Consider the following 26290-nt stretch of genomic DNA (forward strand, 5'->3'; position numbering starts at 1 on the left):
CATTTCGCCGCAATGCAGAATCGCGGGCCTTTCTAGGAGATAGAAATGTGAGGGTAATAATGCAACCCCATTTGAGGTTGTTTTGAAATTTTATGACCTCGCGGACGCAGAATACCCCTTAGCATCCGCAGCATTTGTAGGCAAAGAGGCCGCCGGAACCAGGTGCCGGATGGAGTTGGCGTAGTAGATCAGCAGGTCCCGTTTGGCGGGCACGGGCAGGTAGTACCCCCGCTCGAGCTGCACCAGGCCACGCTGGAGGAGCAGCCGCAGCGCCGCTTCCACCGCATAGGCCAGGCTGTGGCGCGGCAGATGCACATGCGCCATCGGCATCCGCTCCAGCAAGGCGCCCAGCCGGTGCTCCAGCGCGCTGCGTGACATCGCCCCTTCGGACAGCAGCAGCCAGGCTACCGCGGGTACCGGCAGGACCGGCACGATCTCTCCGATCCGCCCCATCAGCTCCTGCGACAGCGGGGCGGGCAGATCCTCGGCCCCCTGCCCTTCGACCGGTTGCGCTGCCGTGAACTCCGCCAGGCTCAGCGGGCGGCCAAAGTTCACCGCCGCATAGCCAAAGCGGTGATAGCGGCCGGTCATCCACAGCCACAGCTGCCGCAGCATCCGCGCCATGATGACCCCGATGCGGGCCTTGAACCGGCGTTCTCCGGCGCGCCCGGCAGAGGTCAGGATCTTGTCCTCCAGCACCCAATCATAGTTCAGCCCCACCGGGATGAAGATCACATCGCGGCTGGGACCTGCCGCGTCCTTGGCCGCGACGATGTATTTCAACAGCCCCATGCGCGGCTCGGCCAGCGCCCCGTCCAGGCTCAACCCCCCTTCGGGGAACAGGGCCTGGGTGGCGCCGCCCTGCGTGGCCAGGCGCACATAGGTGGCCAGCACCCGGCGATAGAGTTCGTTGCGGGATTTGCGCCGGATGAAATAGGCGCCCATGGCCCGGATCAGCCGCGACAGGGGCCAGACCCGCGCCCACTCCCCCACCGCATAGGACAGGGCCGAGCGCCGCGCCGCCAGATAGGTGATCAGCACGTAGTCCATATTGCTGCGGTGGTTCATCACGAAGACCAGCGTCGCCTCCGGGTCGATCCGGCGCAGGGCCTCTTCATCCTGATGACCCAGCCGCACCCGGTAGATCGCGTTGGACAGCCAGCGCGTGACGCGAATGGCAAAGCTGAAATAGGTGAAGGCGGAAAAGGAGGGCACGATCTCGCGCGCATAGCGGCGCGCCTCCTCAAAGGCGACATTATCAGGAATACCCTGGGCCGCCGCGTGATCGGCCACCGCCTGCGCCACCTGCGGATCGTAGATCAGCCGCTGGATCATGTCATAGCGCCGCGCCAGCCGGAACGGCTCGATCGGGCGCTCCAGCCGCCGGTTGAGCCGCGCCACCGCCCGCTCTAGCCGCCGTCGGAAGAACCAGCGCACAGACGGGAACAGGAAATGCGAGGCAAAGGTGACCGCCGCAAACAGCAGGATCAGCACGAAGAGCCAGAGCGGGATCTCGACGGTCGCGGTCATGGGATGACTGTGGCAGCAAAGCGGGTTTACGGCAATTGTGACGCAGGATCAGAGCCGCCCGCGCGCCTTCGCCGCGTTGCAGCGAATTGACATGGGTTTATTATTCCGCTTTACATCGCCGCAGCGAAATAAAATTACCCATCTCAGAATCGTGAGGCCCGCCCATGTCGCAGACGCAGAATGACCGCAAAGCCGACCGTCCCTGGCTGATCCGCACCTATGCCGGCCACTCCACCGCCGAGGCCTCCAACGCGCTTTATCGCTCGAACCTGGCCAAGGGTCAGACCGGCCTGTCGGTCGCCTTCGACCTGCCGACCCAGACCGGCTATGACAGCGACCACGTGCTGGCGCGCGGCGAAGTCGGCAAAGTGGGCGTGCCCGTCTGCCACCTGGGCGACATGCGCACCCTGTTCGACCAGATCCCGCTGGAGCAGATGAACACGTCCATGACGATCAACGCGACCGCGCCCTGGCTCTTGTCGCTTTATATCGCCGTGGCCGAGGAACAGGGCGCCGATGTCAGCAAGCTGCAGGGCACCGTTCAGAACGACCTGATCAAGGAATACCTGAGCCGCGGCACCTATATCTGCCCGCCCAAGCCCAGCCTGAAGATGATCGCGGATGTGGCTGAATACTGCTACACCAACGTGCCCAAGTGGAACCCGATGAACGTCTGTTCCTACCACCTGCAGGAAGCCGGTGCGACACCCGAGCAGGAACTGGCCTTTGCCCTGGCCACCGCACAGGCGGTTCTGGACGAGCTGCGCCCGCGCATTGCGCCCGAAGATTTCCCGGCGCTGGTGGGGCGGATCTCCTTCTTTGTGAACGCGGGCATCCGCTTTGTCACCGAGATGTGCAAGATGCGCGCCTTTGTCGATCTCTGGGATGAGATCTGCGAGAAACGCTATGGCGTGGACAACCCGAAATTCCGCCGCTTCCGCTATGGCGTGCAGGTGAACTCCCTCGGCCTGACCGAGCAGCAGCCGGAAAACAACGTCTACCGGATCCTGATCGAGATGCTGGCGGTGACCCTGTCGAAAAAGGCCCGCGCCCGCGCGGTGCAGCTGCCTGCCTGGAACGAAGCCCTGGGTCTGCCCCGCCCCTGGGATCAGCAGTGGTCCATGCGCATGCAGCAGATCCTCGCCTATGAAACCGACCTTCTGGAATACGAAGACCTGTTCGACGGCAACCCGGCAGTGGACCGCAAGGTCGAAGAGCTGAAGGAAGGCGCCCGCGCCGAGCTGGCGAACCTCGATTCCATGGGCGGCGCCGTGGCCTCCATTGAGTACATGAAATCGCGCCTGGTGGATTCCAACGCCGAGCGCCTGAACCGGATCGAGCGCAATGAAACCGTCGTGGTCGGCGTCAACCGCTGGACCGAGGGCGAGCCCTCGCCGCTGCAGACCGAGGATGGCGGCATCATGGTTGTCGACCCGGCGGTGGAGCAGCAGCAGATCGGTCGCCTGAACGACTGGCGCGCCCAGCGCGACAATGCGGCAGTCCAGGCCGCCCTGGCCGCCCTGCGCAAGGCCGCCGAAGAGGGCAGCAATATCATGGAGCCCTCGATCGCGGCGGCCAAGGCAGGCGTCACCACCGGCGAATGGGCCGAGGAGATGCGCCGCGTGCATGGCACCTATCGCGGCCCGACCGGCGTGTCCGGCTCGCCCTCGAACAAGACCGAAGGGCTGGATGATCTGCGCGATGCGGTCAACGCGGTCAGTGACCAGCTGGGGCGGCGCCTGAAATTCGTGGTGGGCAAGCCGGGCCTTGATGGGCACTCCAACGGCGCCGAACAGATCGCCTTCCGCGCCCGCGACTGCGGCATGGACATCACCTATGACGGCATCCGCATGACCCCGCAGGAACTGGTGGATCAGGCCAAGAAGGACGACGCCCATATCGTCGGCCTGTCGATCCTGTCGGGCAGCCACCTGCCCCTGGTCGAAGACATGATGAACCTGATGCGCGATGCGGGCCTTGGCCACATCCCGGTGGTGGTGGGGGGAATCATTCCCGATGACGACGCCGCGCGGCTAAAGGAAATGGGCGTTGCCCGAGTCTATACGCCGAAGGATTTTGAGCTGAATACAATTATGGGAGATATTGTGGAACTCGCCAAACCTCCGGCGATTGCGTCGTAAAGGCGAAATCACAGTATTTTTCCCGCAGGTCAAAATTCCCCCTAATACTTTTGGGTGAAAGCTTGCATATTCCAGTATCGGGGTCGCGCGGAGAATTCCGCGTGACCCATAATGCACCGGAGTATCAAAATGAGCATCGATCTGTCTTCCATGTCCCGCAGTGAACTCGTTCAGCTAAAGGCGGACGTTGAAACTGCAATTAAATCAGCCGAAGTGCGCGAGCGTCAGGAAGCCCTGAAAGCCGCCGAAGAAGCAGCCGCCAAATTCGGCTTCTCGCTGGAAGAGATTGCCGGTGCAGCCCGCAGCGGCGCGAAAAAGCAAAAAGCGGCCGCAAAATATCGCAATCCCAACAATCCGGAAGAAACCTGGAGCGGCCGCGGACGCAAACCTCATTGGGTTCATGCAGCCTTGACCGCCGGCATGGATATTTCCGATCTGGAAATCTGATCAGTCTCAGATTGGAATGGGATCATGACAATTCATATTGGTGCCGAAAAGGGCGATATTGCCGAAACGGTTTTGATGCCCGGCGATCCATATCGAGCCAAATGGGCCGCAGAGACCTTTTTACAAGACGCACGCCTTGTAAATAACGTGCGCGGCATGCTCGGGTTTACCGGCCACTGGAAAGGCAATCCCGTCACCATTCAGGGCAGTGGCATGGGAATGCCGTCGCTTTCCATTTATGCCAATGAATTGATCCGTGATTTCGGGGCAAAAACCCTGATCCGGATCGGCTCCTGTGGCGGCATGCAGAAAAGCGTTGCGGTCCGTGATGTGATCCTTGCCATGACGGCCACGACTGCAGGCTCACCCTCGGCCAGCATCTTCAAGGAGGTGAATTTCGCCCCCTGCGCTGACTGGTCCTTGCTCCAGGCCGCCGCCAAGGCCGCTGGCTTGCGCGATGTCACCACCCATGTGGGCGGCATCTATTCCTCCGACACCTTTTATGACGAACGCCCCGATCTCAATGAACAGATGGTGCGTCACGGCATCCTGGGCGTCGAAATGGAGGCGGCCGAGCTTTACACCCTCGCCGCCCGCTATGGCTGCCGCGCCCTGGCGGTGCTGACCGTCTCGGATCACCTGCAGACCGGCGAGGCCCTGCCCGCTGACCAGCGGGAACGCAGCTTTGGCGACATGGTGGAGATCGCTCTGGAAGCCGCCTTCAGCTGAACCAGCGCTGATAGCTGAAACAAGACCGGGCAGTGGAAACCTCCGCTGCCCGTTTTCATGTCCATCCCACAAGCGGTGACACAGCGCGCCGCAGGCGCGCTGCCGGGCCCAAGGCTCTGTGCCGCCCCTTCTAGGGGCGGGCGCACAGGCGCGGGAGCCTCCACGCTATCGTCCGCCCCTATCGTCCGTGACTGCGATCGTAGCCGTTGACGGCGGGGCTCTGCCAAGGGTCAAGCGCATCGGGGGCAGGCGCAAAGACCTCCACCAGCAGCGGATAACACGCTGCCGCGTCGCTGGAGTGCTCCGCCGAACAATCCCCGCCCGGACAGGCGCTCAGCGCACCCAAAAGATCGATCTCGGCAAAGAACTCCAGATAATCACCGGGGCGCACCGGGCTGGCCTTCATGAAATACTGGCCGGTATCGCGGGTGAAGCCCGTGCACATGAAGACGTTGAGCACGTCATGCACATGAGCTTCGGCCTCTTTGAGGCTCAGCCCCCTATGGTCCGCCAATGCGCGCGTCAGGTTGGAGTGGCAGCACTGGTGATACTGGCTGCCTGCCAGCAGGTTGCCGGTGTAGGGATCGCAGCGGGTGCCGATCACATCGTGGACCGACCCGCCAAATTCATCCATACCGTACCAGCCCAGGGTATCCTCGGTGATGGTGGCCATCGGGCGCAGATACGGAAAGCTGGTCCACATGCGCTCGCCGGTGCTCAGATGGGTGCCATGCAGCGCGCGGCTCTTGCCGGAATAGAAGCGTTCGGACAGGTCATTGCGGTTCCACAGGTTCAGATCGCCCACCTGCGGCCCTTCGGCCGAGGAGATGCGGAAGAAATGTCCGGCGGGCACCTCGAAACAGGCCGCATCCCGGGGCGGCACCAGCACCTCGCCGGTCTTCGTGGCCGCCTGCCGCACCGCCCGGTACAGCGCCAGGTCCGGCACTGGCAGGGTCTCGTTCGGGTAGCAGATCACCGGTTTGACGGCCCTGCGCTCTGCCGCGTCTGCCGGGGTGGGAGGGTGGGGGTGCGTCATGGCAGCAACCTGTCCTTCTGTTTCAGGGTCGGGTGAGAGGGTCGTCCCCGAAAAGGCCAAATAGGAAAAGAGACCCCATAAAGAGACCGACGCTGTTATCGGCGCAAGCAAATGCGCAAAGGCGTCCGGGCACAAGTCCCGAACGCCTTTGCTGTCATCAAAATCTGCTGAGCGGATCTGCTCAGATCACCACCACATCCAGCGGCGGGAAGCCGTTGAAGCCGACCGAGGAATAGGTCGAGGTATAGGCGCCACAGGCGTGGATCACCACGCGGTCCCCAGCCTTCAGGCCCAGAGGCAGCTGGTAGGGGTGTTTTTCATAAAGCACATCGGCGCTGTCGCAGGAGGGACCGGCCAGCACGCAAGCGCCGGTGGGCTCATGGTCGCGCTCGGTGGTGATACGGTAGCGGATCGCCTCGTCCATGGTTTCCGCAAGACCCGAGAATTTGCCGATATCGAGGAAAACCCAGCGGTGCAGGTCATCCGCGTGCTTTTTCGAAACCAGCAGAACCTCGGCCACGATCGCGCCTGCCTCGGCCACCAGGCCGCGGCCCGGCTCGGCCATGACTTCGGCGGCATCGGGGAAACGGGCATTGACCTGCGCCATCACCGCGCGGGCATAATCGGTCGGGCCCATCACGGTATTGACATAGGAGGCCGGGAAGCCGCCGCCGATGTTCAACAGGCGCATGGTGTGACCGGCATCCTTGGCGGCCTGCCAGACGGTCTGGACCTGATCCAGCGTCACGCCCCAGGTCATCGGATCGCGGGTCTGCGAGCCGACGTGGAACGAGAGGCCATCGGCCACCAGTCCCAGATCGCGGGCGCGGTCCATCAGGGTGAGGGCCATATCCGGGGTGCAGCCAAACTTGCGGCTGAGCGGCCAGTCGGCGCCGGTGGCATTGACCAGCAAGCGGATGCAGACATGGGCACCGGGGGCGTGTTCGGCCAGTTTCTCCAGCTCTTCCATCGCATCCGCGGCAAAATGGCGGATGCCGATCTCATAGGCAAAGGCGATGTCGGCGGGGCGTTTGATGGTGTTGCCAAAGGTGATCTGATGCGGCGCGGCACCGGCGGCCAGGCACATTTCGATCTCCGCACGGCTGGCGGCATCGAAGTTGGACCCCGCACGCACGAGGCGACGCAGCAGGGCGGCTTCGGGGTTGGCTTTCACCGCATAGTGGATGCGGGCGCGGCCCAGACCGGCGGCCAGCGCCTGGTACTGGCGCGCCACGGCGGCGCCGTCGACCACCAGGGTCGGACGTGCGAAAGCGGTGTTCGCGATATACTCGATGTGGCGTGCTGCAGGTACGACTTCACAACCGCGGGCGATTTGCCCGGTTACGTATGCGTTCATGGTCATCTCCAAAAGACCCGGCCATCTATGACCGCTCACTTCAATCAGAGACGTTACCGTCGCTACGTAACCCTAGGGCTGTTAGCCCTTTCGACAGAGGCGCGTGCGTTGGCGTCTTATTCGCGCATATCGGGCAAAGTTTTGAGTCGTGCAAGAGGTTTTCTGCGCCCGGACTCATTTTTCTGGCCATGGCAAACAGGGGGCAAAACGGGGAAGAGACAAAACGGGGGGCTCCCGCGCCTGCCTGGGTGCATCAAAGATGCCCCCGTCCGCCTTGGGCCCAGCGCCGCGCTTTGCGCGGCGCCACGCCCAACCGCGACCGGCAGCCTTTGGCTGTCAGGGAGTGGGCGGGAGCGCCCCCGTCAGCGATACAGTCAGAGCAACTCTCAGTGCCCGCCCCTGCGTGATCCAGCAGGGTTCAGACAGTGGCGCGGCTGCGCCTCACCAGGCTGCACGGCGCCACAGGAGGTGCAGCGCCACTGGCCCTTGCTGCGCTCGGCGCGCCAACGGCAATGGCGCGTCAGGGTGGAGGTCCGGTTTCGCCAGATGAAATAGGCAAGGACACCGGCCAGAAGGATCAGGAGCAGAATGGGCATGCGCGCTGTCTAGCGACCGCGCGCAGCAAGGGTCAATGGCTGGGTACCGACCCGGCTACCCGGTGTCAGGCTGCCTGGTAGTAAGGGGCATAGCCCAGAACCGGCTGCTCCTCCGGGGTCTGAGGCAGCGGGGTCGGCGTGTAATAGGCCCAGGCCTGTTCAAGATCCTTCAGGGCGGCAGCGGCCTTGTCCTGGGATGGCTTGGCGGTGTGTTCGACAGAATGTGTCATGGAAACATGTCCTTGTCTTCAGGATGTTTCCTCCCTGCCGCCGAAGATAGGCGCGCCGCGGTGCAATGTGCAGCATGCATTTCTGCAGTCTCGCCATGCAGGAAATGCAAGCCTGGCCGCATCGTGCAAAAGAAAACCGCCCCGAAGGCAACCCTCCGAGGCGGCATTGGTTCTGTCAGGCCATCAGGCCGGGATCAGACCACGCGTTCCACCATCATATGCTTGATATGGGCAATCGCCTTCGCCGGGTTCAGACCCTTCGGGCAGGTCTTGGCGCAGTTCATGATCGTGTGGCAGCGATAGAGCTTGAAGGGATCTTCCAGCTGATCGAGACGCTCACCGGTGGCCTCGTCACGACTGTCGATGATCCAGCGGTAGGCGTGCAGCAGGGCGGCAGGGCCGAGGTAGCGATCACCGTTCCACCAGTAGCTCGGGCAGGAGGTGGAGCAGCTGGCGCACATCACGCATTCATAGAGACCGTCCAGTTTCTTGCGGTCCTCGATGGACTGCTTCCACTCTTTCGCGGGGCGGTTGGTCTTGGTTTCCAGCCAGGGCATGATCGAGGCGTGCTGGGCATAGAAATGGGTGAGATCGGGGATCAGGTCCTTCACCACCGGCATATGCGGCAGCGGGTAGATCTTCACGTCGCCCTTCACCTCGTCCAGGCCATAGATACAGGCCAGCGTGTTGATCCCGTCGATGTTCATCGCGCAGGAACCACAGATGCCTTCGCGGCAGGAGCGGCGGAAGGTCAGCGTGGGATCGATCTCGTTCTTGATCTTGATCAGCGCGTCCAGAACCATGGGACCGCATTTGTCCATGTCCAGGAAATACGTATCCACCTGCGGGTTCTTGCCGTCATCCGGGTTCCAGCGATAGATCTGGAACTTACGGACATTGGTTGCGCCTTCAGGCTTGGGCCACGTCTTACCCGTGGTGATCTTGGAGTTTTTCGGAAGTGCGAATTCGACCATAGATCTGTCTCCTTGCTTAGCCGCCCATCGTCAGGGACCAAAGCGGTGCCTGCAGACAGGAGATCGGATGAACCGGCGAGAGGCGGGTGCCCTGCCGGAAAGCGAGTGCGGCGCCGAAACCGGCGCCTGGGTTCAGGGGTGCGGGGGCCATCATGCCAGCCCTCCGCGTATCATTGGGGTTTCAGCCGCGACACGGGCCAGCAGGGCCGCATCACCCGGGAACAGCCGCGACAGCCGGTCGGTCAGCGCGGTATCGCGCGCGGCCAGGTGCAGGACGGACTGATATTCGGCATCCGTCGCCATCTGGCGCCAGCGTTGATCGGTCTGAAGATCCTCGGCGCCCTTGGCATTCTTCTGGAAGGAAGAGCCACCGCCATAGCGCTGCACCGTGCCAAGGCTGTTGTCCTGCGCCTCAAGGCCCAGCTCCTCAAGCAGATCCGCGCGATAGGCATCCTCCCGGCACCAACGATCATAGGAAATGCAGGTAACCGCAAGATCCTTTGCCAGTTCCACCATGCCCAACAGGCGGGTGTAGGTGTCCATGGCGCGCAGCAAGATAGCGTTGCGGCGCACCAGGCTGTAGCTGGGGTTGCCTTGCATCTTCTTCAGAAGCGAGGCCGACCAGTTGAGGAAGCTGCGATAGATCAGCACGTTGCGGCTCAGACGGCTCTCATCGAAGCCGCCGGACACCTGTCGGTCTCCGGTGAATTCCGCGGGCGATGTATCCTCGTAGGACATCACCAGAAGCGCGCCGTCACCGGCCGCGCCCGCCACCGAAGCCATATCCCGCAGCGCCTTGTGCTGGGGGGCATGGGCGCCATTGACCTCGATCCCGCGAAAGCTGCGCAAGGGATCCTGGCCCGGCTTGCAATTGTTGAGGAAGACCGAGCGCCCGCCGGGCGCATTGCGCTGCAGCCAGCCCACGATGGCATGGTTGCCCGAGCGGCGCATACCGAACAGGCGCAGGGCAACACCGGGCACGAAGCCCAGTGGTTGCCATGCGGTCTGTTCGATATGCGCTGTGGCCATGCTCAGAAGGTCCGCGCCTTGGGCGCGATACGCTTGAGGCTGATACCGCCCTCGTCCTCGGTGGTGAGCGGATCGACGATCACCGGACGATAGCTGAGGTCCACCTTGTTGCCCTCGACGCGGGCGACCGAGTGGACGCGCCAGTTTTCGTCGTCACGGGAAGTGAAATCCTCATGCGCATGGGCGCCACGGCTTTCCTTGCGGGCCTCGGCGCCAACGATGGTGGCCAGCGCGTTCGGCATCAGGTTGGTGAGCTCCAGCGTTTCCATCAGGTCCGAGTTCCACACCAGCGAGCGGTCGGTGACCTTGAGATCGCCCATCTTGGCGGCGATCGCGGTCATCTTCTCGACGCCCTCGGCCATGGTTTCCGAGGTCCGGAACACGGCGGCATCGGCCTGCATGGTGCGCTGCATTTCCAGACGCAGATCGGCGGTCGGAATGCCGCCATTTGCGTTGCGCAGCCCGTCAAAGCGATCAAAGGCCTTGTCGATCTGGGACTGGTTCAGCTCGGGGTTGGGGGTCTCGGGGTTCACAACCTTGCCCGCGCGGATTGCAGCGGCGCGGCCGAACACCACGAGGTCAATAAGCGAGTTCGATCCCAGACGGTTGGCACCGTGTACCGAGGCACAGCCCGCTTCGCCCACGGCCATCAGACCCGGCACCACGGCGGTGGGATCCTCGGCGGTGGGGTTCAGCACTTCGCCCCAGTAGTTGGTGGGAATGCCGCCCATGTTGTAGTGCACCGTCGGCAGAACCGGGATCGGCTCCTTGGTGACATCGACACCGGCAAAGATCTTGGCGCTTTCCGAGATGCCCGGCAGGCGTTCGGCCAGGGCTTCGGGCGGCAGGTGGGACAGGTTCAGGTGAATGTGGTCACCATGTTCACCCACACCGCGGCCTTCGCGGATCTCCATGGTCATGGAGCGGGAGACATAGTCACGCGGCGCGAGGTCCTTGTACTGGGGCGCATAGCGCTCCATGAAGCGTTCGCCTTCGGAGTTGGTGAGATACCCCCCTTCGCCGCGCGCACCTTCGGTGATCAGGCAGCCCGAGCCATAGATGCCGGTCGGGTGGAACTGCACGAACTCCATGTCCTGCAGCGGCAGGCCCGCACGGGCCACCATGCCGCCACCGTCGCCGGTGCAGGTATGGGCCGAGGTGGCGCTGAAATAGGCACGGCCATAACCGCCGGTGGCCAGCACGACCATCTTGGCGTTGAAGACATGCATGGTGCCGTCGTCGAGCTTCCAGCAGACAACGCCCTGGCACTGCCCGTCTTCGGACATGATCAGGTCGATGGCGAAATACTCGATGTAGAACTCGGCGTTGTTCTTGAGGCTCTGACCATAAAGCGTGTGCAGAATGGCGTGGCCGGTCCGGTCGGCGGCAGCACAGGTGCGCTGCACCGCGGGGCCTTCGCCGAATTCGGTGGTGTGACCGCCAAAGGGACGCTGGTAGATCTTGCCTTCTTCGGTGCGGGAGAAAGGCACGCCATAGTGTTCCAGCTCGTAAACCGCCTTGGGCGCTTCACGGGCCAGGTATTCCATCGCGTCGGTGTCACCCAGCCAGTCCGAGCCCTTGACGGTGTCATACATGTGCCACTGCCAGTGGTCCGGTCCCATGTTGCTGAGCGAGGCGGCGATACCGCCCTGTGCCGCAACCGTGTGGGAGCGGGTCGGGAAAACCTTGGTCACGCAGGCGGTGCGCAGACCCTGTTCGGCCATGCCGAGGGTGGCGCGCAGACCGGCGCCGCCGGCGCCCACAACCACGACATCATATTCGTGGGTTTCATATTCATATGCTGCTGTCATTGTTCTTGTTCCTTACCGCGCAGGTTCACAGGGCCGGTTCACAGGGCCAGCTTGACGAGGGCAAAAAGGCTCGCCGCGATCAGCGTGAAGGCAAAGGCCTTGACCGCCACCAGGGTCAGCTTGCCCTTGGTGCCGTGCACATAGTCCTCGATCGCTTCCTGCGCTTCGCACATCAGGTGGTAGATCCCCACAACCAGCGCCAATCCCATGACGATGGCCGGGAAGGGACGGCTGAAATAGGCCAGCACCTCTTCGTAAGAGCCGCCAAGCCCCATGCCGAAGGTGATGACGAACAGCGGCACCAGCACCACCATGATGATGGAGCGGACCATCATCTGCCAATGTTGCTGGGTTCCACTTCCCCCGGAGCCCAACCCCTGGGCTCGCTTGCGGTCGGTCAGATAACGCATGGCTGTCTCCTTACACCACGAGCACGGTAATGATGGTCAGAACGGTGGCGCCGACGAACATGCCGATGCCGAGCTTCTCGGCCACCTTGACCTCAAGGCAATGGCCGAAATCCCAGATCACGTGACGCAGGCGGCCCAGCGTGTGATACCAAAGCGCCCAGGTCGCCCCCAGCAGCACCAGATCTCCGAACCAGCTGGTCAGCACCGCATTGGCGATGGCAAAATACTCGGCCGAGGTCGCGGCAGCCACCAGCCACCAGACCACCAGAAGCGCCACGCCCAGAACCGCGAGGCCTGAGATGCGCACCATGATCGAGGAGATGGAGGTGAGTTGAGGCCGGTAATACGGCCCAATCATAAAGGGCGAAAGCGGGCGATTGCCCCGATTGACATCGGCCATGTTGGCTCCTTTCCGGTTAGCTGACCACGTTTTAGCGGTTTTTTGCGCGCTGTCACGCAAAGGAGCGGTAAAAATCGCGCCATATTTTCACTGCGGTGCAGAAAAGACGAGAATTGTGATCACGGCGGTCAGTTAAGTGATCACAAAACCTTCACTTGCCACAAAAGGCGCAGAATCACTGCGCCGCACAGCTCTGTCCGCTTTGGCGCCACTCTGACCGCATTGCCCCAACCACAGCCTGCCCGGCGCCCTCCCGGATATCCTGGAAAGGCGCCAGAGGTGGCCTGTTACTTGGGCATCAGGGCCCAGTAATCGAGGTCCAGCAGAACCTCGGGCAGGTATTTGCCATCCTCGCCCTTCAGCGCGAAGGGCGCGCCGCCGCTGGTCGCGACCAGACGCAGGCGGATGGCGCCGACGCCCGGGGCCTCGGTATCGGCCTTGTCCAGCACCTCGGACCAGGCGCGGATGGTGGTGCCCGACAGGCAGGGGTTGGCATGCGCCCCGCCATTGAGGCCAACGATCATCTGCGCATTGGCCAGACCGTTGAAGGACAGTGCCCGCGCCATCGAGATCACATGGCCGCCATAGATCAGCCGGGTGCCATCGGGGCGCGCGGTGGCGTCGAAATGCACCTTGGCGGTGTTCTGCCACAGGCGGGTGGCCAGCATATGCTCGGCCTCTTCCACGGTGACGCCATCGACGTGGTCGATGGTCTCGCCCACCTCGTAATCGCCCCAGCGATGGCCCTCACCGGCAAGGGTGAAATCGTAATTGCTGAAATCCAGACCACCAGGGATTTTCAGATCCGAGGCCGGGATCACCTTGCTGAGTTCGGGGATCACGGTTTCGGGCGCAGGCGCATCGAGGTTGTTCTTGCGCACCATCACCCAGCGCACGTATTCCATCACGATCTCGTCGTTCTGGTTCAGCCCGCGGGTGCGCACATAGACCACGCCCGATTTGCCGTTGGAATTCTGCTTGACCCCGATCACCTCGGATTCCGAACGCAGCGTATCGCCTTCATAGACCGGGAGCAGCCAGCGCCCCTCCGCATAGCCGAGGTTTGCGACGGCGTTGAGCGAGATATCCGGCACAGTCTTGCCAAAGACGATGTGGAAGGCCGCCAGATCATCCAGCGGCGATGCGGGCAGACCACAGGCGCGCGCAAATTCATCCGAGGAATAAAGCGCATGGCGCGCCGGATAGAGCGCGTGATACAGCGCCCGTTCGCCCCCCGAAACGGTGCGCGGCACCGCGTGGGCGATCACATCCCCCACCTTGTAGTCTTCGAAAAAGCGCCCCGGATTGGTTTTTGCAGCTGTGGTCTTGGCCATCAGTGCTCTCCTAGTTTTGTGTCAGGTGTATAGGTGCCCTCCACCTCTTTCACCACGGATTGACCACAGCGCATGATGCCCTTGACCGGGTCAAAGGTCTGGGTGGGGGAGCCATAAAGCTCCCATCCCTTGTTCAGCGCATCGGTCACCTTGTGACAAAAGGCGGAAGTGTCGTCTTCGCTCAGGAAGCGGTAGAGTTTCATGGCTCAGTTACCCCGGAAATGGTGAGGGGCCGATCAGCCCGTGTATATAGCCGATCACTGCCAAGAGCACGATCGAGGCGACAAAGAACATGCCATCCTTGGCGATGCTGCCCTTGGGCCCCGGGGTCCAGTCCGGTTCGGCGCGGTTGATCACGATCTTCTCCACGATCGACCAGGCCCAGAGCCCGCCAAAGAGCACGAAAGAGGCCGGATCCCAGTTGACCAGCAGGTGGGCAATCGCCCAGAGGCCAAAACCGGTGAGCATCGGGTGGCGCATCTTGTAAAAGAGCGCGCCCTTGCTGGGTCCGGGGCTGGTGAAGTAGAGCGCAAGCAAGATCAGGAGATTGTTGATATGCTGGAAGAACGGGGGGTAGATCCCCAAGTCATAGCTTTCAGCCGAACGATAGCCGATCACCATCAACACGATGCTGACAACCAGAGCAACGGCGACAATGCCCTTGCCCTTGTCGCCCAGGGATGCGCGCGCACCGGGGGCGATGCGCTTGAACAGATGCGCAGCCCACCACAGTAGGATGCCTAGGACCAAAAGTGCCATATCAGTCTCCGATCAAGGTGTTAAACGTTGTTAACACCTAGGCCGAAATGGCTGCGATTGCATCCGCTTTTGCAAGAATTTCCCGCGCGGTGGCGACGTGCAGGTTCTCGACGATCTTGCCATCGACAACCGCAACGCCCTGCCCCGAGGCTTCGACCTCTTCAAAGGCGGTGATCTGGCGGCGGGCGAGATCAATCTCGGCCTCCGACGGCGCAAAGGCGGTGTTGGTCACATCGACCTGCGCCGGGTGGATCAGGGTCTTGCCGTCAAAGCCCATGTCGCGGCCCTGATCGCATTCCACCTTCAGGCCCTCGTCATCCTTGAAGGCATTGTAGACGCCATCGACGATGATCTTGCCTTCCGCCTTGGCGGCCAGCAGACACAGGCCGAGGCCGGCCATCATCGGCAGGCGGTCGGGGCGGAAGCGGGTCTGCAGCTCCTTGGCCAGATCGTTGGTGCCCATCACCATGCCCTGCAATTTCGGGTGCGCCGCGATCTCACTCGCGTTCAACATGCCGCGCGGGGTTTCCATCATCGCCCAGAGCGGCTTGTCACCGGTGATTTCAGCCAGCGCGTCCAGATCGGCAGGGGAGGAAACCTTGGGCAAGAGGATCGCATCGCAGTCCATCTTGGCAGCGGCTTCGGCATCGGCACGCCCCCATGGGGTGTCCAGCCCGTTGATCCGCACGATGCGCACGCGGGCGCCATAGCCGCCCGTCGCCAGCGCCTCTGCCAGGGTGTCGCGCGCATTGTCCTTTTCCTCGAGCGACACCGCGTCCTCCAGATCGAAGATCACCGCGTCCACCGGCAGGGAACGCGCCTTGTCCAGCGCGCGCGGCTTTGAGCCGGGGATGTACAATACCGAACGATAGGGGCGGGTACGCGGGTCCATCTGAAGTCTCCAAGTCATTTTGTTGCGCAAACCGGTACAGATTCGAATAGATACTTTCAAGATAATTCCCGCCGCAGCGCAGAAACGCCTGCATTTCGCGCAAAAATCGCAAAATCCCCACAAAGAACCACTTGAAATCTGAAGCGAATCGTGAATGCGCACCGGATTAACCAGTTGTCAGCACCTCTTTGGCAGAGTTTTTCTATCGCGCAGCCGGTCCGGGACACAGCAAATCCCTCCATGATCCGCCTGCCCGGGGGCCAGGACGGTCCGTACAGAACGCCGCAAGCCACAGGTGCTGCGGCACTCCTCTGGGCCAAAGGCCCGCATAACGATTACGTCACGCAAAACCGGCCCAGTGTTAGGGACTTCGGAGGAAGGCAGCTTATTGCCTCCTTCCCTGTCAGGCCGTTCGGGAAAGGGTAAAACCCATGAAGAAGACGATGTTCAAAACAGCAGCAGGCCTGGCCGTTCTGGTCCTGACCGCAACCAGCTCCTTTGCACAGGGCCGCAACTGCGCCCCGCGCGAGGTGGTCGTGGAACGACTGGCCGAGAAATACGGCGAAAGCCGCCAGAGCATTGGTCTGGGCGGCCAGGGCATGGTGATGGAGACCTTTGCCTCTCCCGAATCCGGCACCTGGACCATCACCGTCACGATGCCGAACGGGCTGACCTGCCTGATGGCCTCGGGCCAGTCGTATGAGGTTCTGGCCGAAGCCCTGCCCAACACCGACAACGACGCCTGATCCCGGATCCCTACTCGGGGCTGTGTGTGCATCCCATGGATCGGACCGCCTGATGTGCGGCCCGCTCCGGGGTCACGCCAGCCCGTCCCAGATCAGCTTGGCACCGGTCACGGTCAACAGCACATAGGCGATGGCGAAAAACACGCCTTCGGGGATGTGGTGGTGCAGCCGGACCCCGGCCCATGTGCCAAACAGCGCAAATGGCGCCAGCATCAGCCCAAGTGTCAGCGTTTCGGCACTGAACAGGCCAAGGCTCGCATAGGGAACTGCCTTGGCAAGGTTGAGCACCCAGAACACCAGGACCGTTGTCGCCTGGTATTCGGTCTTGGCCCGCCCCCGGCTGAGCAGGTAGACCGCCACCGGCGGCCCGCCCGCGTGGCTGACAAAACTGGTGAAACCGGCAGTCGCCCCTGCGCTCAGCCCGGTGATCCGCCGGGCAATTCCCCTGCCCGATCCCCGCATGTGTGGATCTGACCTTGCCACCCAGCCAAGACGGGCACGCAGCTGCCAGATCACAAATGCGACAGAAAGACCGCCGATCAACAGCCGCATTGCATCGCCATCGATGGCCGAGAACAGCCAGGCGCCCAGGGCAACCCCCGGCAGCCCGCCCAGGATCAGCAGCAGCGCATCGCCTCCATTCCAGCGCCGCCAATAGGGTTTGAGCGCCGCCACATCGATCAACATCAACAGCGGCAACATCAGCGCAAGCGCTTGGCCCGGCTCGACAATCAGCGCCAGAATCGAAACGCCGGCAAAGGCCGCGCCCGAGCCGAAGCCCCCCTTCGACACCCCGGCAAAGACCACCGCAGGCACCGCAAAGGCAAAAAACACCGGACCGGCCTCCAGGATCTGCACGGCAAGGAACTCCCTTATTTCAAAACCATTTAGCCGAAGGCCTCAAAAGGCGGCAAGCGGCGCAAAACCCGTGCCGCAGCGCAGAACACTTGCGCGAAGCAGCGTTAAGGCTTAGGCATCGCTGCAAATTCAACCGGACCGGAGAGATTTCCCCATGGCACGACCCAAAATCGCCCTTATCGGCGCAGGTCAGATCGGTGGCACCCTTGCCCATCTTGCAGCTCTGAAAGAACTCGGCGACGTCGTTCTGTTCGACATTGCCGAAGGCACCCCGGAAGGCAAGGCGCTGGACATCGCAGAATCCGGCCCCTCCGAAGGTTTTGACGCCTCGCTGAAAGGCACCCAGAGCTACGCCGATATCGCGGGCGCAGACGTCTGCATCGTGACCGCAGGCGTGCCGCGCAAGCCCGGCATGAGCCGCGATGACCTGCTGGGCATCAACCTGAAAGTCATGAAATCCGTTGGCGAAGGCATCCGCGACAACGCCCCCGACGCCTTCGTGATCTGCATCACCAACCCGCTGGACGCGATGGTCTGGGCGCTGCAGAAATTCTCGGGCCTGCCCGCGCACAAGGTCTGCGGCATGGCCGGCGTTCTGGACTCCGCCCGCTTCCGCCACTTCCTGGCCGAAGAATTCCAGGTCTCCATGAAAGACGTCACCGCCTTCGTTCTGGGCGGCCACGGCGACACCATGGTGCCGTCGGTGCGCTACTCCACCGTTGCCGGTATCCCGCTCCCCGACCTGGTCGAGATGGGCTGGACCACGCAAGAGAAAATGGACGCCATCGTTCAGCGCACCCGTGACGGCGGCGCCGAGATCGTGGGCCTGCTGAAAACCGGCTCCGCCTTCTACGCCCCGGCGACCTCGGCGATCGAAATGGCCGAAGCCTACCTCAAGGACCAGAAGCGCGTCCTGCCCTGCGCCGCCTATTGCGACGGCGACCTCGGCGTCAAAGACATGTATGTGGGCGTACCCACCGTGATCGGCGCTGGCGGCATCGAGAAGATCGTCAACATCAAGCTGAACAAAGCCGAGCAGGAGATGTTCGACACCTCCGTCAAGGCCGTTCAGGGCCTGGTCGAAGCCTGCAAGGGCATCGACGCCTCGCTGGCGTAAGATCAGCCCCAAGCGATTTCCAAAAGGGTCCGGTTCTCCGGGCCCTTTTTCTTTGGGGGTGTCAGCAGGTCGTGTTGGTCAGCTATGCGGACGAAGCCGACTTTCGCCGCGACGGTGCCAACGACTGTTTTGATGCATTCGGCGACAGAAGTTCGGACCAAAAGCTTGGGGGCTGATCATTATCAGAAACAACTAATACCTACCAATTACCAAGAACTACGACTAGCTTTCCACGGGTTACTTGAGAAGAGCCGTCGGGGAGAAGGTGAAAATGCGACCTCTGATAAACCTATGTGTTAGTGCACTTTTGGCGCTTGTGGCTGGTCCAGCTCTTTCGAACTGCATCGACCTCACAAAGGGCAGCTCGTTCAACCTGACACGTGAAGAGCCACGCTTCACCGTTACAAATACGGTTTTTGACGACGGTACCGTCCTTGAACAAAGAGAGATTATCAGAAGCGGCAAAGTAGAAACAGTTATCACGACATATTGGAATGGCGTGGTGCCGGTTGACCGCAAATCCTCATCCAGCCGCGTCCAGTTAAAGATAAACGCAGATGTAAAGCGGTCTGAGTTGGGAAAAGCGGGCAAGTCCTACAGTTTTCCCGTTGCTATCCTTGTAAATGGGAACGAGGTCGACCGTGGTACGTACGTGATCGAGACGATCAGAAAGACCTATTTAGAAATAGCTGGCTGTCGCTATAGCGTTATGGTGGTGCGCAAAACCATAGATCGAAACAATGGCGATCCGATAAACGAAGAGGCTTTGCTCAGCTTAGATGCAGGCATACTGTTGGGAAATGTTGCCATGACGCCAAAGTGGCAAGCCAAACACGGAGTGTTTTTCGACAAGATCGAAGCTAACTAGTACACGGTGACGTCCGATACGAGTCACTCATACTACGTGGCCTAGGCATGGTATTGACACATAGGCAGCGGGTATCTTGTGGACTGCTAACAATGCGGTCATTGATGCGGGCCGCAACATCCGTTGAAATGGGCTCAAACCGGACCAACGCCTTGCAGACATGACCTTTTCTTACCCATTCAGTCTTTGACCAGCGCCAGGGAAATCACCCGCTGCATTTCCATTAGATACTCCTCGGCACCCCAGCCGCTGTCCAACACGCAGGCCGCCCAGCTGTCCATGTTCAATAGCGCAAGATACAGATCCGCCGCCCGATCCACCGTCAGATGGTCCAGCAGATCCCCATCCGCCTGCAGCGCCGCCACCGCAGCACGGCAGCCGTCCTTCATGGCGCCCATACGGTTGGCCCAGGCGGATTTCGCCTCTTCATCGCCCTGCCCCATCGCCATCAGCGCCTGTTTCAGCGGGTAGATCTGCGGGTAGAACTCCAGCATTGCGCGGGTATAGGCCGCAAGGCGGCTTTTGCCGTCCGGCGCGGTGCGGCTGGGGGCAAGCCGGGCGTCGATCTTTAGCCCATCCCCGAAATGCAGGATCGCCGTGATCAGCATCTCCGAACGGTTGGAGAAGTGATCATAGACCGTCTGCCGGGTGACGCCCGCCGCCCGAGCCACGTCGATCATCCGCAGCGGCGATCCTTCGGGCGCAAGCAGCAGGGACAGAACCGTATCCAGCAGCAGGTGACGGGTTTTTTCGCGCTTATTTGACATGATGTAAGATTTTGCTTGACTCGACGTAAGATTTTGAGCCATCCAATCAGCAATCTTACACAATGTAAAGCGATCGAAACCATGTCCTATCTCATCAAACCCTTCCTGTTTCTCTCTGCCGCCGTTCTCATGATGGTGGGCGTCATGCTCAGCTTCGCGCCCGAAGTGCTTTACGCCAGTTCGGGGCAGGTCCTGCAGGACTCCGTGCTGATCCGATCCGATCTGCGGGCGGGCGGAATGCTCTTGCTTCTTTCGGGCGTCTTCGTGCTTTGGGCCGCGCTGCGGGGCAACCAGATCCGGCCTGCGCTGCAGCTCTCTGCGCTGATCTACCTGGGCTACGGTCTGGGCCGTATCGTCAGCATCGCGCTGGACGGCGCGCCGGATGCAACGCTGGTCACCGTCACGGCGATCGAATGGGCGCTTGGCCTTGGCGCGCTGGCCCTGATGCGGCAGGGCAAGACCGCAGGCACAGGGCAGGCCTTGGCCGCAGGCTGAGGCCGCCTCCGGAACCGGGAAAAATTGGGCCTCACCCTGTCCCGGATGGGGCCCTTTTCGTGCAAGATCCGCCGCCCGGCCACCTGGCCATTTCCCCGATCAGCCAGCACTCAGCACGCAGGCGGCAAACCGCAGCCACGGGGCATTGGCACAACGCCTGACAACATTCGATGATTTGAATAAAATTCGAGGCGGCACTCGAATCAATCGACTGGGTGACGAAATTTGTGATCACGCTTTTCAAACGTGTGATCACAAAACCGAAAAATCTTCATCATTTCCCGGACAGCGATCAAAAAACCCTTTAATCCTTTGCCCTATGACGGCGTTATACCAAAGACAAAATTAGCCAGACGGGACAGTTTCTCATGAACATCCACGAATATCAGGCCAAGGCCCTCCTGCGCAGCTATGGCGCTCCGGTTTCGGACGGGCGCGTTGTGCTGAAAGCAGACGAAGCCAAAACCGCCGCGGGCGAGCTTGACGGCCCGCTTTGGGTGGTGAAGGCGCAGATCCACGCGGGCGGCCGCGGCAAGGGCTCCTTCAAGGAAGCCGACGCCGGTGAAAAAGGCGGCGTGCGCCTGACCAAATCGGTGGAAGAAGCCGCCGAAGAAGCGAAAAAGATGCTGGGCCGCACTCTTGTGACCCACCAGACCGGCCCGGCGGGCAAGCAGGTCAACCGCATCTACATCGAGGCCGGCTCCGGCATCGAGACCGAGCTGTACCTGGCGCTGCTGGTGGATCGTCAGACCTCGCGCATTTCCTTCGTCTGCTCCACCGAGGGCGGCATGGACATCGAGGAAGTCGCGGCAGAGACCCCGGAAAAGATCCTGTCCTTCTCGGTTGACCCGGCCACCGGCTACCAGGCCTTCCACGGCCGCCGCATCGCGTTTTCGCTGGGCCTCAAGGGCGCGCAGGTCAAGCAGTGCGTGCAGCTGATGGGTCAGCTCTACAAGGCCTTCGTCGAAAAAGACATGGAGATGCTGGAGATCAACCCGCTGATCGTGACCGATAGCGGCGATCTGAAGGTGCTGGACGCCAAGGTCGGTTTCGACGGCAACGCGGTCTACCGCCACCCCGATATCGCCGAGCTGCGCGACACCACCGAAGAAGACCCCAAGGAACTGGAAGCCTCCAAGTACGACCTGAACTACATCGCGCTGGACGGTGAGATCGGCTGCATGGTGAACGGCGCGGGGCTGGCGATGGCCACCATGGACATCATCAAGCTTTACGGTGCTGAGCCTGCCAACTTCCTCGATGTGGGCGGCGGCGCCACCAAGGAGAAAGTGACCGAAGCCTTCAAGATCATCACCTCTGACCCCAACGTCAAAGGCATCCTGGTCAACATCTTCGGCGGCATCATGCGCTGCGACGTCATCGCCGAGGGCGTGGTCGCCGCGGTGAAGGAAGTCGGCCTCAAGGTTCCGCTGGTCGTGCGTCTGGAAGGCACCAACGTCGAAGCGGGCAAGGAGATCATCAACACCTCCGGCCTGGACGTGATCGCGGCAGACAACCTGTCCGACGGCGCCGAGAAGATCGTGAAAGCCGTCAAAGGCTAATCCTTGGGGTGGGTGACAACCCACCTTTCCCCAAAGCTCAGAATTCTAAGGAGAACGCCAAATGGCAGTCCTCATCGACGAAAACACCAAGGTCATCTGTCAGGGCTTCACCGGCTCGCAGGGCACCTTCCACTCTGAACAGGCCATCGCCTATGGCACCAAGATGGTCGGCGGCGTGACCCCCGGCAAGGGCGGCCAGGACCACCTGGGCCTGCCGGTCTTCAACTCGGTCCACGAAGCCAAGCACGTGACCGAAGCCAATGCATCCGTCATCTACGTGCCGCCCCCCTTTGCAGCCGACTCGATCTTGGAGGCCATCGACGCCGAGATGGAGCTGATCGTCTGCATCACCGAAGGCATCCCGGTTCTGGACATGATGAAGGTGCAGCGCGCGCTGGAAGGCTCCGCATCGCGCCTCATCGGCCCGAACTGCCCCGGTGTCATCACGCCCGACGCCTGCAAGATCGGCATCATGCCCGGCCACATTCACAAACGCGGGAGCGTGGGTGTTGTGAGCCGTTCCGGCACCCTAACTTATGAAGCCGTGAAGCAGACGTCCGATATCGGCCTCGGCCAGTCCACCGCAGTGGGCATCGGCGGTGACCCCATCAAGGGCACCGAGCATATCGACGTGCTCGACATGTTCCTGGACGATGACGAAACCACCTCGATCATCATGATCGGTGAGATCGGCGGCTCTGCCGAAGAGGAAGCAGCCGCCTTCCTCGCCGAGCAGAAGAAAAAGGGCCGCTGGAAGCCGACCGCTGGCTTCATCGCAGGCCGCACCGCCCCTCCGGGCCGCCGCATGGGCCACGCGGGCGCGATTGTCGCCGGCGGCAAGGGCGGCGCCGAGGACAAGATCGAAGCCATGAAATCGGCCGGTATCGTGGTCGCCGACAGCCCGGCGGGCCTCGGTGAAGCGGTGCTGAAAGCGATCGAGCTGGGCTAAGATGACTGTGGCTGATCATATCAGCCACGGGCAGCGCCCGACCTTCCCAATCGGAAGGTCGGGCGCCGCACTGCATGTGCGCCCCATCCAGGATTTGAACACCTCCCGTTTTCCCGGCCCCCTCACCCGGCCGTTTCACCCGGACTGTGTTGCAAAGGCGGCCCCTTGGGCAGTTTTTGCAGCAGAGTCCCCTTCCGGTTTCACCTTTCGGAAACCTCCAAGCGCCAGTCTGCCCCGAATGACCAAAGGTCACGACGTACACGGTCCGAACCCACAAGAGGCACCCAAATGACCGAACAAAGCCCCAACGATCTCTTCCATGCGTCCTCCTTCATGCAGGGACACAATGCGGAGTATCTTGAGCAGCTTTATGCCCAGTATGCCAATGACCCCAGCGCGGTGGATGCCGCCTGGGCCGAGTTCTTCCGCCAAATGGGCGATGCCGAGCTTGACGTGAAAGCAGAGGCCCAGGGCCCTTCCTGGGCGCGGGGCGACTGGCCGCCTGCGCCGAATGACGATCTGACCGCCGCGCTGACCGGCGAATGGCCGGCCCCCGTGGAAACCAAGGCCGCAGGCAAGAAGATCGCCGAAAAGGCCGCCAAGGCCGGTGTCGAGGTCTCGGACGAGCAGATCCAGCGCGCGGTTCTGGACTCGGTCCGTGCCCTGATGCTGATCCGCGCCTACCGGATCCGGGGCCATCTGGCCGCTGATCTGGACCCGCTGGGGATGCGCGCCGATGAGCCTCACCCCGAGCTGGATCCCAAGAGCTATGGCTTCATGGAAGCCGACATGGACCGCCCGATCTTCATCGACAACGTGCTGGGGCTTCAGGTCGCCACCATGCGCCAGATCGTGGACATCGTGAAGCGGACCTACTGCGGCACCTTTGCGCTGCAATACATGCATATCTCCGACCCCGAACAGGCCAGCTGGCTGAAAGAGCGGATCGAGGGCTATGACAAGGAAATCACCTTCACCCGCGAGGGCCGCAAGGCGATCCTGAACAAGATGGTCGAGGCCGAGGGCTTCGAAAAGTTCCTGCACGTCAAATACATGGGCACCAAGCGCTTCGGCCTTGATGGCGGCGAAAGCCTGATCCCGGCGATGGAGCAGATCATCAAGCGCGGCGGCAATCTGGGTGTCGAGGAAATCGTCATCGGCATGCCGCACCGGGGCCGCCTGTCGGTTCTGGCCAACGTGATGCAGAAACCCTATCGCGCCATCTTCAACGAATTCCAGGGCGGCAGCTTCAAGCCCGAGGACGTGGATGGATCGGGCGATGTGAAATATCACCTCGGTGCCTCTTCCGACCGCGAATTCGACGGCAACGAGGTGCACCTCAGCCTGACCGCCAACCCCTCGCACCTGGAGGCGGTGAACCCGGTTGTGCTGGGCAAGGTCCGCGCCAAGCAGGACCAGAAGAACGACCCCTCCCGCACCAAGGTGATGCCGATCCTGTTGCACGGCGATGCGGCCTTTGCCGGTCAGGGTGTGGTGGCGGAATGTTTCGCCCTGTCGGGTCTGCGCGGTCACAAGACCGGCGGCACCATCCATATCGTGGTGAACAACCAGATCGGCTTCACCACCGCACCGCATTTCTCGCGCTCCTCGCCCTATCCCACCGACAACGCGCTAGTGGTCGAGGCGCCGATCTTCCACGTCAACGGTGACGACCCCGAGGCGGTGGTGCACGCGGCCAAGGTGGCGACCGAGTTCCGCCAGAAGTTCGGCAAGGACGTGGTCATCGACATGTTCTGCTACCGCCGCTTCGGTCACAACGAGGGCGACGAGCCCATGTTCACCAACCCCTTGATGTACAAGAGCATCAAGGGCCACAAGACCACGCTCAGCCTCTATACCGAGCGTCTGGTCAAGGACGGTCTGATCCCAGAGGGCGAGATCGAGGACATGAAGGCCGCCTTCCAGGCCAAGCTGAACGAGGAATTCGAGGCCGGCAAGGACTACAAACCCAACAAGGCCGACTGGCTGGACGGGCGCTGGTCGCACCTCGATCGCCAGAAAGAAAACAAGTACCAGCGCGGCAAGACCGCCATCGCCCAGGAAACCTTTGACGAGGTCGGCGCGGCCCTGACCCGCCTGCCCGAGGGCTTCCCGGTGCATAAGACCATCGGCCGGTTCCTCGATACCCGCGCCAAGATGTTCGAAACCGGCAGCGGCATCGACTGGGCCACCGGTGAAGCGCTGGCCTATGGCTCGCTTCTGACCGAGGGCTTCCCGGTGCGTCTGGCTGGCCAGGACAGTACCCGCGGCACCTTCTCGCAGCGCCATTCCGGCATCGTGAACCAGGAAACCGAGGAACGCTATTACCCGCTCAACAACATCCGCGCGGGCCAGTCGCAGTATGAAGTCATCGACTCCGCCCTGTCGGAATACGCGGTTCTGGGTTTTGAATATGGCTATTCGCTGGCGGAACCCAATGCGCTGACGCTCTGGGAAGCCCAGTTCGGCGACTTCGCCAATGGCGCGCAGATCATGTTCGACCAGTTCATTTCCTCGGGCGAAAGCAAATGGCTGCGGATGTCCGGCCTGGTCTGCCTGCTGCCACACGGTTTCGAAGGCCAGGGCCCCGAGCACTCCTCGGCGCGTCTGGAACGCTTCCTGCAGATGTGCGGCCAGGACAACTGGATCGTTGCCAACTGCACCACGCCCGCGAACTACTTCCACATCCTGCGCCGTCAGCTGCACCGCACCTTCCGCAAGCCGCTGATCCTGGTGACCCCGAAATCCCTGCTGCGCCACAAGCTGGCGATCAGCAAGGCCGAGGAATTCACCACCGGATCGAGCTTCCACCGGGTGCTGTGGGATGATGCGCAGCAGGGCAATTCGGACACCAAGCTGGTCGCCGATGACAAGATCAAGCGCGTCGTGCTGTGCTCGGGCAAGGTCTACTATGACCTCCTGGAAGAGCGCGACGCCCGTGGCATCGACGACATCTACCTGATGCGGATCGAACAGTATTACCCCTTCCCGGCGATCAGCCTCGTGAAGGAGCTCGAACGCTTCAAGGATGCCGAGGTCGTCTGGTGCCAGGAAGAGCCCAAGAACCAGGGCGCCTGGACCTTCATCGAACCCAATATCGAATGGGTGCTGACCCGCATCAAGGCCAAGCACACCCGGCCCACATATGTCGGCCGCGCCACATCGGCTTCGCCCGCGACGGGCCTGGCCAGCCAACACAAAGCCCAACAAGCCGCGCTTGTGAATGAAGCGCTGAGCATCTGAGGAAGAGACA

Annotated in this window: 26 protein-coding genes; 10 read left to right on the top strand and 16 right to left on the bottom strand. The window is 61.9% G+C overall.

Annotation, left to right across the window (positions count from 1 at the left end):
• Positions 1-90: 90 nt before the first annotated feature.
• The gene (locus PXK01_RS11285) at positions 91-1530 is read right to left on the bottom strand and encodes a 1-acyl-sn-glycerol-3-phosphate acyltransferase (RefSeq protein ID WP_274860096.1); all 1440 of its coding nucleotides are present in this window, start codon (positions 1528-1530) and stop codon (positions 91-93) included.
• Between the two features lie 164 nt (positions 1531-1694).
• Between PXK01_RS11285 and PXK01_RS11290 the strand changes: the two genes are divergently transcribed.
• The 3 genes from PXK01_RS11290 to deoD all read left to right on the top strand — a co-directional run bounded on the left by PXK01_RS11290 (position 1695) and on the right by deoD (position 4847).
• Complete coding sequence (locus PXK01_RS11290; protein WP_274847342.1) at positions 1695-3671, top strand: protein meaA; 1977 nt, start codon at positions 1695-1697, stop codon at positions 3669-3671.
• Positions 3672-3800: 129 nt separating this feature from the next.
• Positions 3801-4118 carry an H-NS histone family protein gene (locus PXK01_RS11295; protein ID WP_274847341.1) on the top strand — a complete coding sequence of 106 codons (318 nt, stop codon included), beginning with the start codon at positions 3801-3803 and terminating at the stop codon, positions 4116-4118.
• Between the two features lie 24 nt (positions 4119-4142).
• Positions 4143-4847, top strand: a complete 705-nt coding sequence (gene deoD / locus PXK01_RS11300; protein WP_274860098.1) for a purine-nucleoside phosphorylase — start codon at positions 4143-4145, stop codon at positions 4845-4847.
• A gap of 178 nt (positions 4848-5025) precedes the next feature.
• On the opposite strand, the gene PXK01_RS11305 is transcribed toward deoD, so the two are convergent.
• From PXK01_RS11305 to PXK01_RS11365, 13 genes are all read right to left on the bottom strand, one after another.
• Positions 5026-5883: an urea carboxylase-associated family protein gene (locus tag PXK01_RS11305; protein WP_274860100.1), complete on the bottom strand. Its 858-nt coding sequence runs from the start codon at positions 5881-5883 to the stop codon at positions 5026-5028.
• Between the two features lie 181 nt (positions 5884-6064).
• Entirely contained in the window at positions 6065-7246 is a 1182-nt protein-coding gene (locus PXK01_RS11310; RefSeq protein WP_274847338.1) for a type III PLP-dependent enzyme, read from the bottom strand.
• Between the two features lie 380 nt (positions 7247-7626).
• Positions 7627-7836, bottom strand: coding sequence for a hypothetical protein (locus PXK01_RS11315; protein WP_274860102.1), 210 nt, complete (start codon positions 7834-7836; stop codon positions 7627-7629).
• Positions 7837-7901: 65 nt separating this feature from the next.
• A complete protein-coding gene (locus tag PXK01_RS11320; protein WP_274860103.1) occupies positions 7902-8066 on the bottom strand; it encodes a hypothetical protein in 165 nt (54 codons plus the stop codon).
• Between the two features lie 194 nt (positions 8067-8260).
• Positions 8261-9040: a succinate dehydrogenase iron-sulfur subunit gene (locus PXK01_RS11325; RefSeq protein WP_274847336.1), complete on the bottom strand. Its 780-nt coding sequence runs from the start codon at positions 9038-9040 to the stop codon at positions 8261-8263.
• Between the two features lie 150 nt (positions 9041-9190).
• Positions 9191-10069 (bottom strand): hypothetical protein, encoded by an 879-nt coding sequence (locus tag PXK01_RS11330; protein WP_274860105.1) that lies wholly within the window; start codon positions 10067-10069, stop codon positions 9191-9193.
• Positions 10070-10071: 2 nt separating this feature from the next.
• The gene (gene sdhA, locus PXK01_RS11335) at positions 10072-11880 is read right to left on the bottom strand and encodes a succinate dehydrogenase flavoprotein subunit (protein ID WP_274860107.1); all 1809 of its coding nucleotides are present in this window, start codon (positions 11878-11880) and stop codon (positions 10072-10074) included.
• 38 nt (positions 11881-11918) lie between these two features.
• Positions 11919-12290, bottom strand: a complete 372-nt coding sequence (gene sdhD / locus PXK01_RS11340; RefSeq protein WP_274847333.1) for a succinate dehydrogenase, hydrophobic membrane anchor protein — start codon at positions 12288-12290, stop codon at positions 11919-11921.
• 10 nt (positions 12291-12300) lie between these two features.
• Positions 12301-12690 (bottom strand): succinate dehydrogenase, cytochrome b556 subunit, encoded by a 390-nt coding sequence (sdhC, locus tag PXK01_RS11345; protein WP_274847332.1) that lies wholly within the window; start codon positions 12688-12690, stop codon positions 12301-12303.
• Between the two features lie 287 nt (positions 12691-12977).
• A complete protein-coding gene (locus tag PXK01_RS11350) occupies positions 12978-14024 on the bottom strand; it encodes a MaoC family dehydratase (RefSeq protein ID WP_274860108.1) in 1047 nt (348 codons plus the stop codon).
• A complete protein-coding gene (locus PXK01_RS11355) occupies positions 14024-14227 on the bottom strand; it encodes a DUF1737 domain-containing protein (RefSeq protein ID WP_065272517.1) in 204 nt (67 codons plus the stop codon). The genes PXK01_RS11350 and PXK01_RS11355 overlap by 1 nt, the downstream gene beginning before the upstream one ends.
• 7 nt (positions 14228-14234) lie before the next feature.
• Positions 14235-14783 (bottom strand): NnrU family protein, encoded by a 549-nt coding sequence (locus PXK01_RS11360; protein ID WP_274847330.1) that lies wholly within the window; start codon positions 14781-14783, stop codon positions 14235-14237.
• A 37-nt stretch (positions 14784-14820) separates the two neighbouring features.
• Positions 14821-15675: an HpcH/HpaI aldolase/citrate lyase family protein gene (locus PXK01_RS11365; protein ID WP_274860109.1), complete on the bottom strand. Its 855-nt coding sequence runs from the start codon at positions 15673-15675 to the stop codon at positions 14821-14823.
• A gap of 431 nt (positions 15676-16106) precedes the next feature.
• Here PXK01_RS11365 and PXK01_RS11370 point away from each other — a divergent pair, with 431 nt between their 5' ends.
• The gene (locus PXK01_RS11370; RefSeq protein ID WP_274847328.1) at positions 16107-16421 is read left to right on the top strand and encodes a hypothetical protein; all 315 of its coding nucleotides are present in this window, start codon (positions 16107-16109) and stop codon (positions 16419-16421) included.
• Between the two features lie 72 nt (positions 16422-16493).
• Here the strand turns inward: PXK01_RS11370 and PXK01_RS11375 are convergent, their stop codons facing one another.
• The gene (locus tag PXK01_RS11375; protein WP_274860190.1) at positions 16494-17273 is read right to left on the bottom strand and encodes a sulfite exporter TauE/SafE family protein; all 780 of its coding nucleotides are present in this window, start codon (positions 17271-17273) and stop codon (positions 16494-16496) included.
• A 160-nt stretch (positions 17274-17433) separates the two neighbouring features.
• Between PXK01_RS11375 and mdh the strand changes: the two genes are divergently transcribed.
• Both mdh and PXK01_RS11385 read left to right on the top strand, forming a co-directional pair.
• Positions 17434-18396, top strand: coding sequence for a malate dehydrogenase (gene mdh, locus PXK01_RS11380; RefSeq protein ID WP_274847327.1), 963 nt, complete (start codon positions 17434-17436; stop codon positions 18394-18396).
• Positions 18397-18667: 271 nt separating this feature from the next.
• Positions 18668-19264 (top strand): hypothetical protein, encoded by a 597-nt coding sequence (locus tag PXK01_RS11385; RefSeq protein ID WP_274860110.1) that lies wholly within the window; start codon positions 18668-18670, stop codon positions 19262-19264.
• Positions 19265-19443: 179 nt separating this feature from the next.
• On the opposite strand, the gene PXK01_RS11390 is transcribed toward PXK01_RS11385, so the two are convergent.
• A complete protein-coding gene (locus tag PXK01_RS11390; protein ID WP_274860111.1) occupies positions 19444-20031 on the bottom strand; it encodes a TetR/AcrR family transcriptional regulator in 588 nt (195 codons plus the stop codon).
• A gap of 81 nt (positions 20032-20112) precedes the next feature.
• Between PXK01_RS11390 and PXK01_RS11395 the strand changes: the two genes are divergently transcribed.
• The 4 genes from PXK01_RS11395 to PXK01_RS11410 all read left to right on the top strand — a co-directional run bounded on the left by PXK01_RS11395 (position 20113) and on the right by PXK01_RS11410 (position 26280).
• Positions 20113-20526, top strand: coding sequence for a DUF4345 domain-containing protein (locus tag PXK01_RS11395; protein ID WP_274860112.1), 414 nt, complete (start codon positions 20113-20115; stop codon positions 20524-20526).
• A gap of 368 nt (positions 20527-20894) precedes the next feature.
• Positions 20895-22088, top strand: coding sequence for an ADP-forming succinate--CoA ligase subunit beta (sucC, locus tag PXK01_RS11400; RefSeq protein ID WP_274849136.1), 1194 nt, complete (start codon positions 20895-20897; stop codon positions 22086-22088).
• Between the two features lie 61 nt (positions 22089-22149).
• Positions 22150-23037, top strand: a complete 888-nt coding sequence (gene sucD, locus PXK01_RS11405; protein ID WP_274849135.1) for a succinate--CoA ligase subunit alpha — start codon at positions 22150-22152, stop codon at positions 23035-23037.
• Positions 23038-23325: 288 nt separating this feature from the next.
• Positions 23326-26280: a 2-oxoglutarate dehydrogenase E1 component gene (locus tag PXK01_RS11410; RefSeq protein WP_274860113.1), complete on the top strand. Its 2955-nt coding sequence runs from the start codon at positions 23326-23328 to the stop codon at positions 26278-26280.
• The last annotated feature ends 10 nt before the right edge of the window (positions 26281-26290 follow it).

The sequence above is a fragment of the Phaeobacter sp. PT47_59 genome, from assembly GCF_028890025.1.
Lineage (GTDB): Bacteria > Pseudomonadota > Alphaproteobacteria > Rhodobacterales > Rhodobacteraceae > Phycobacter.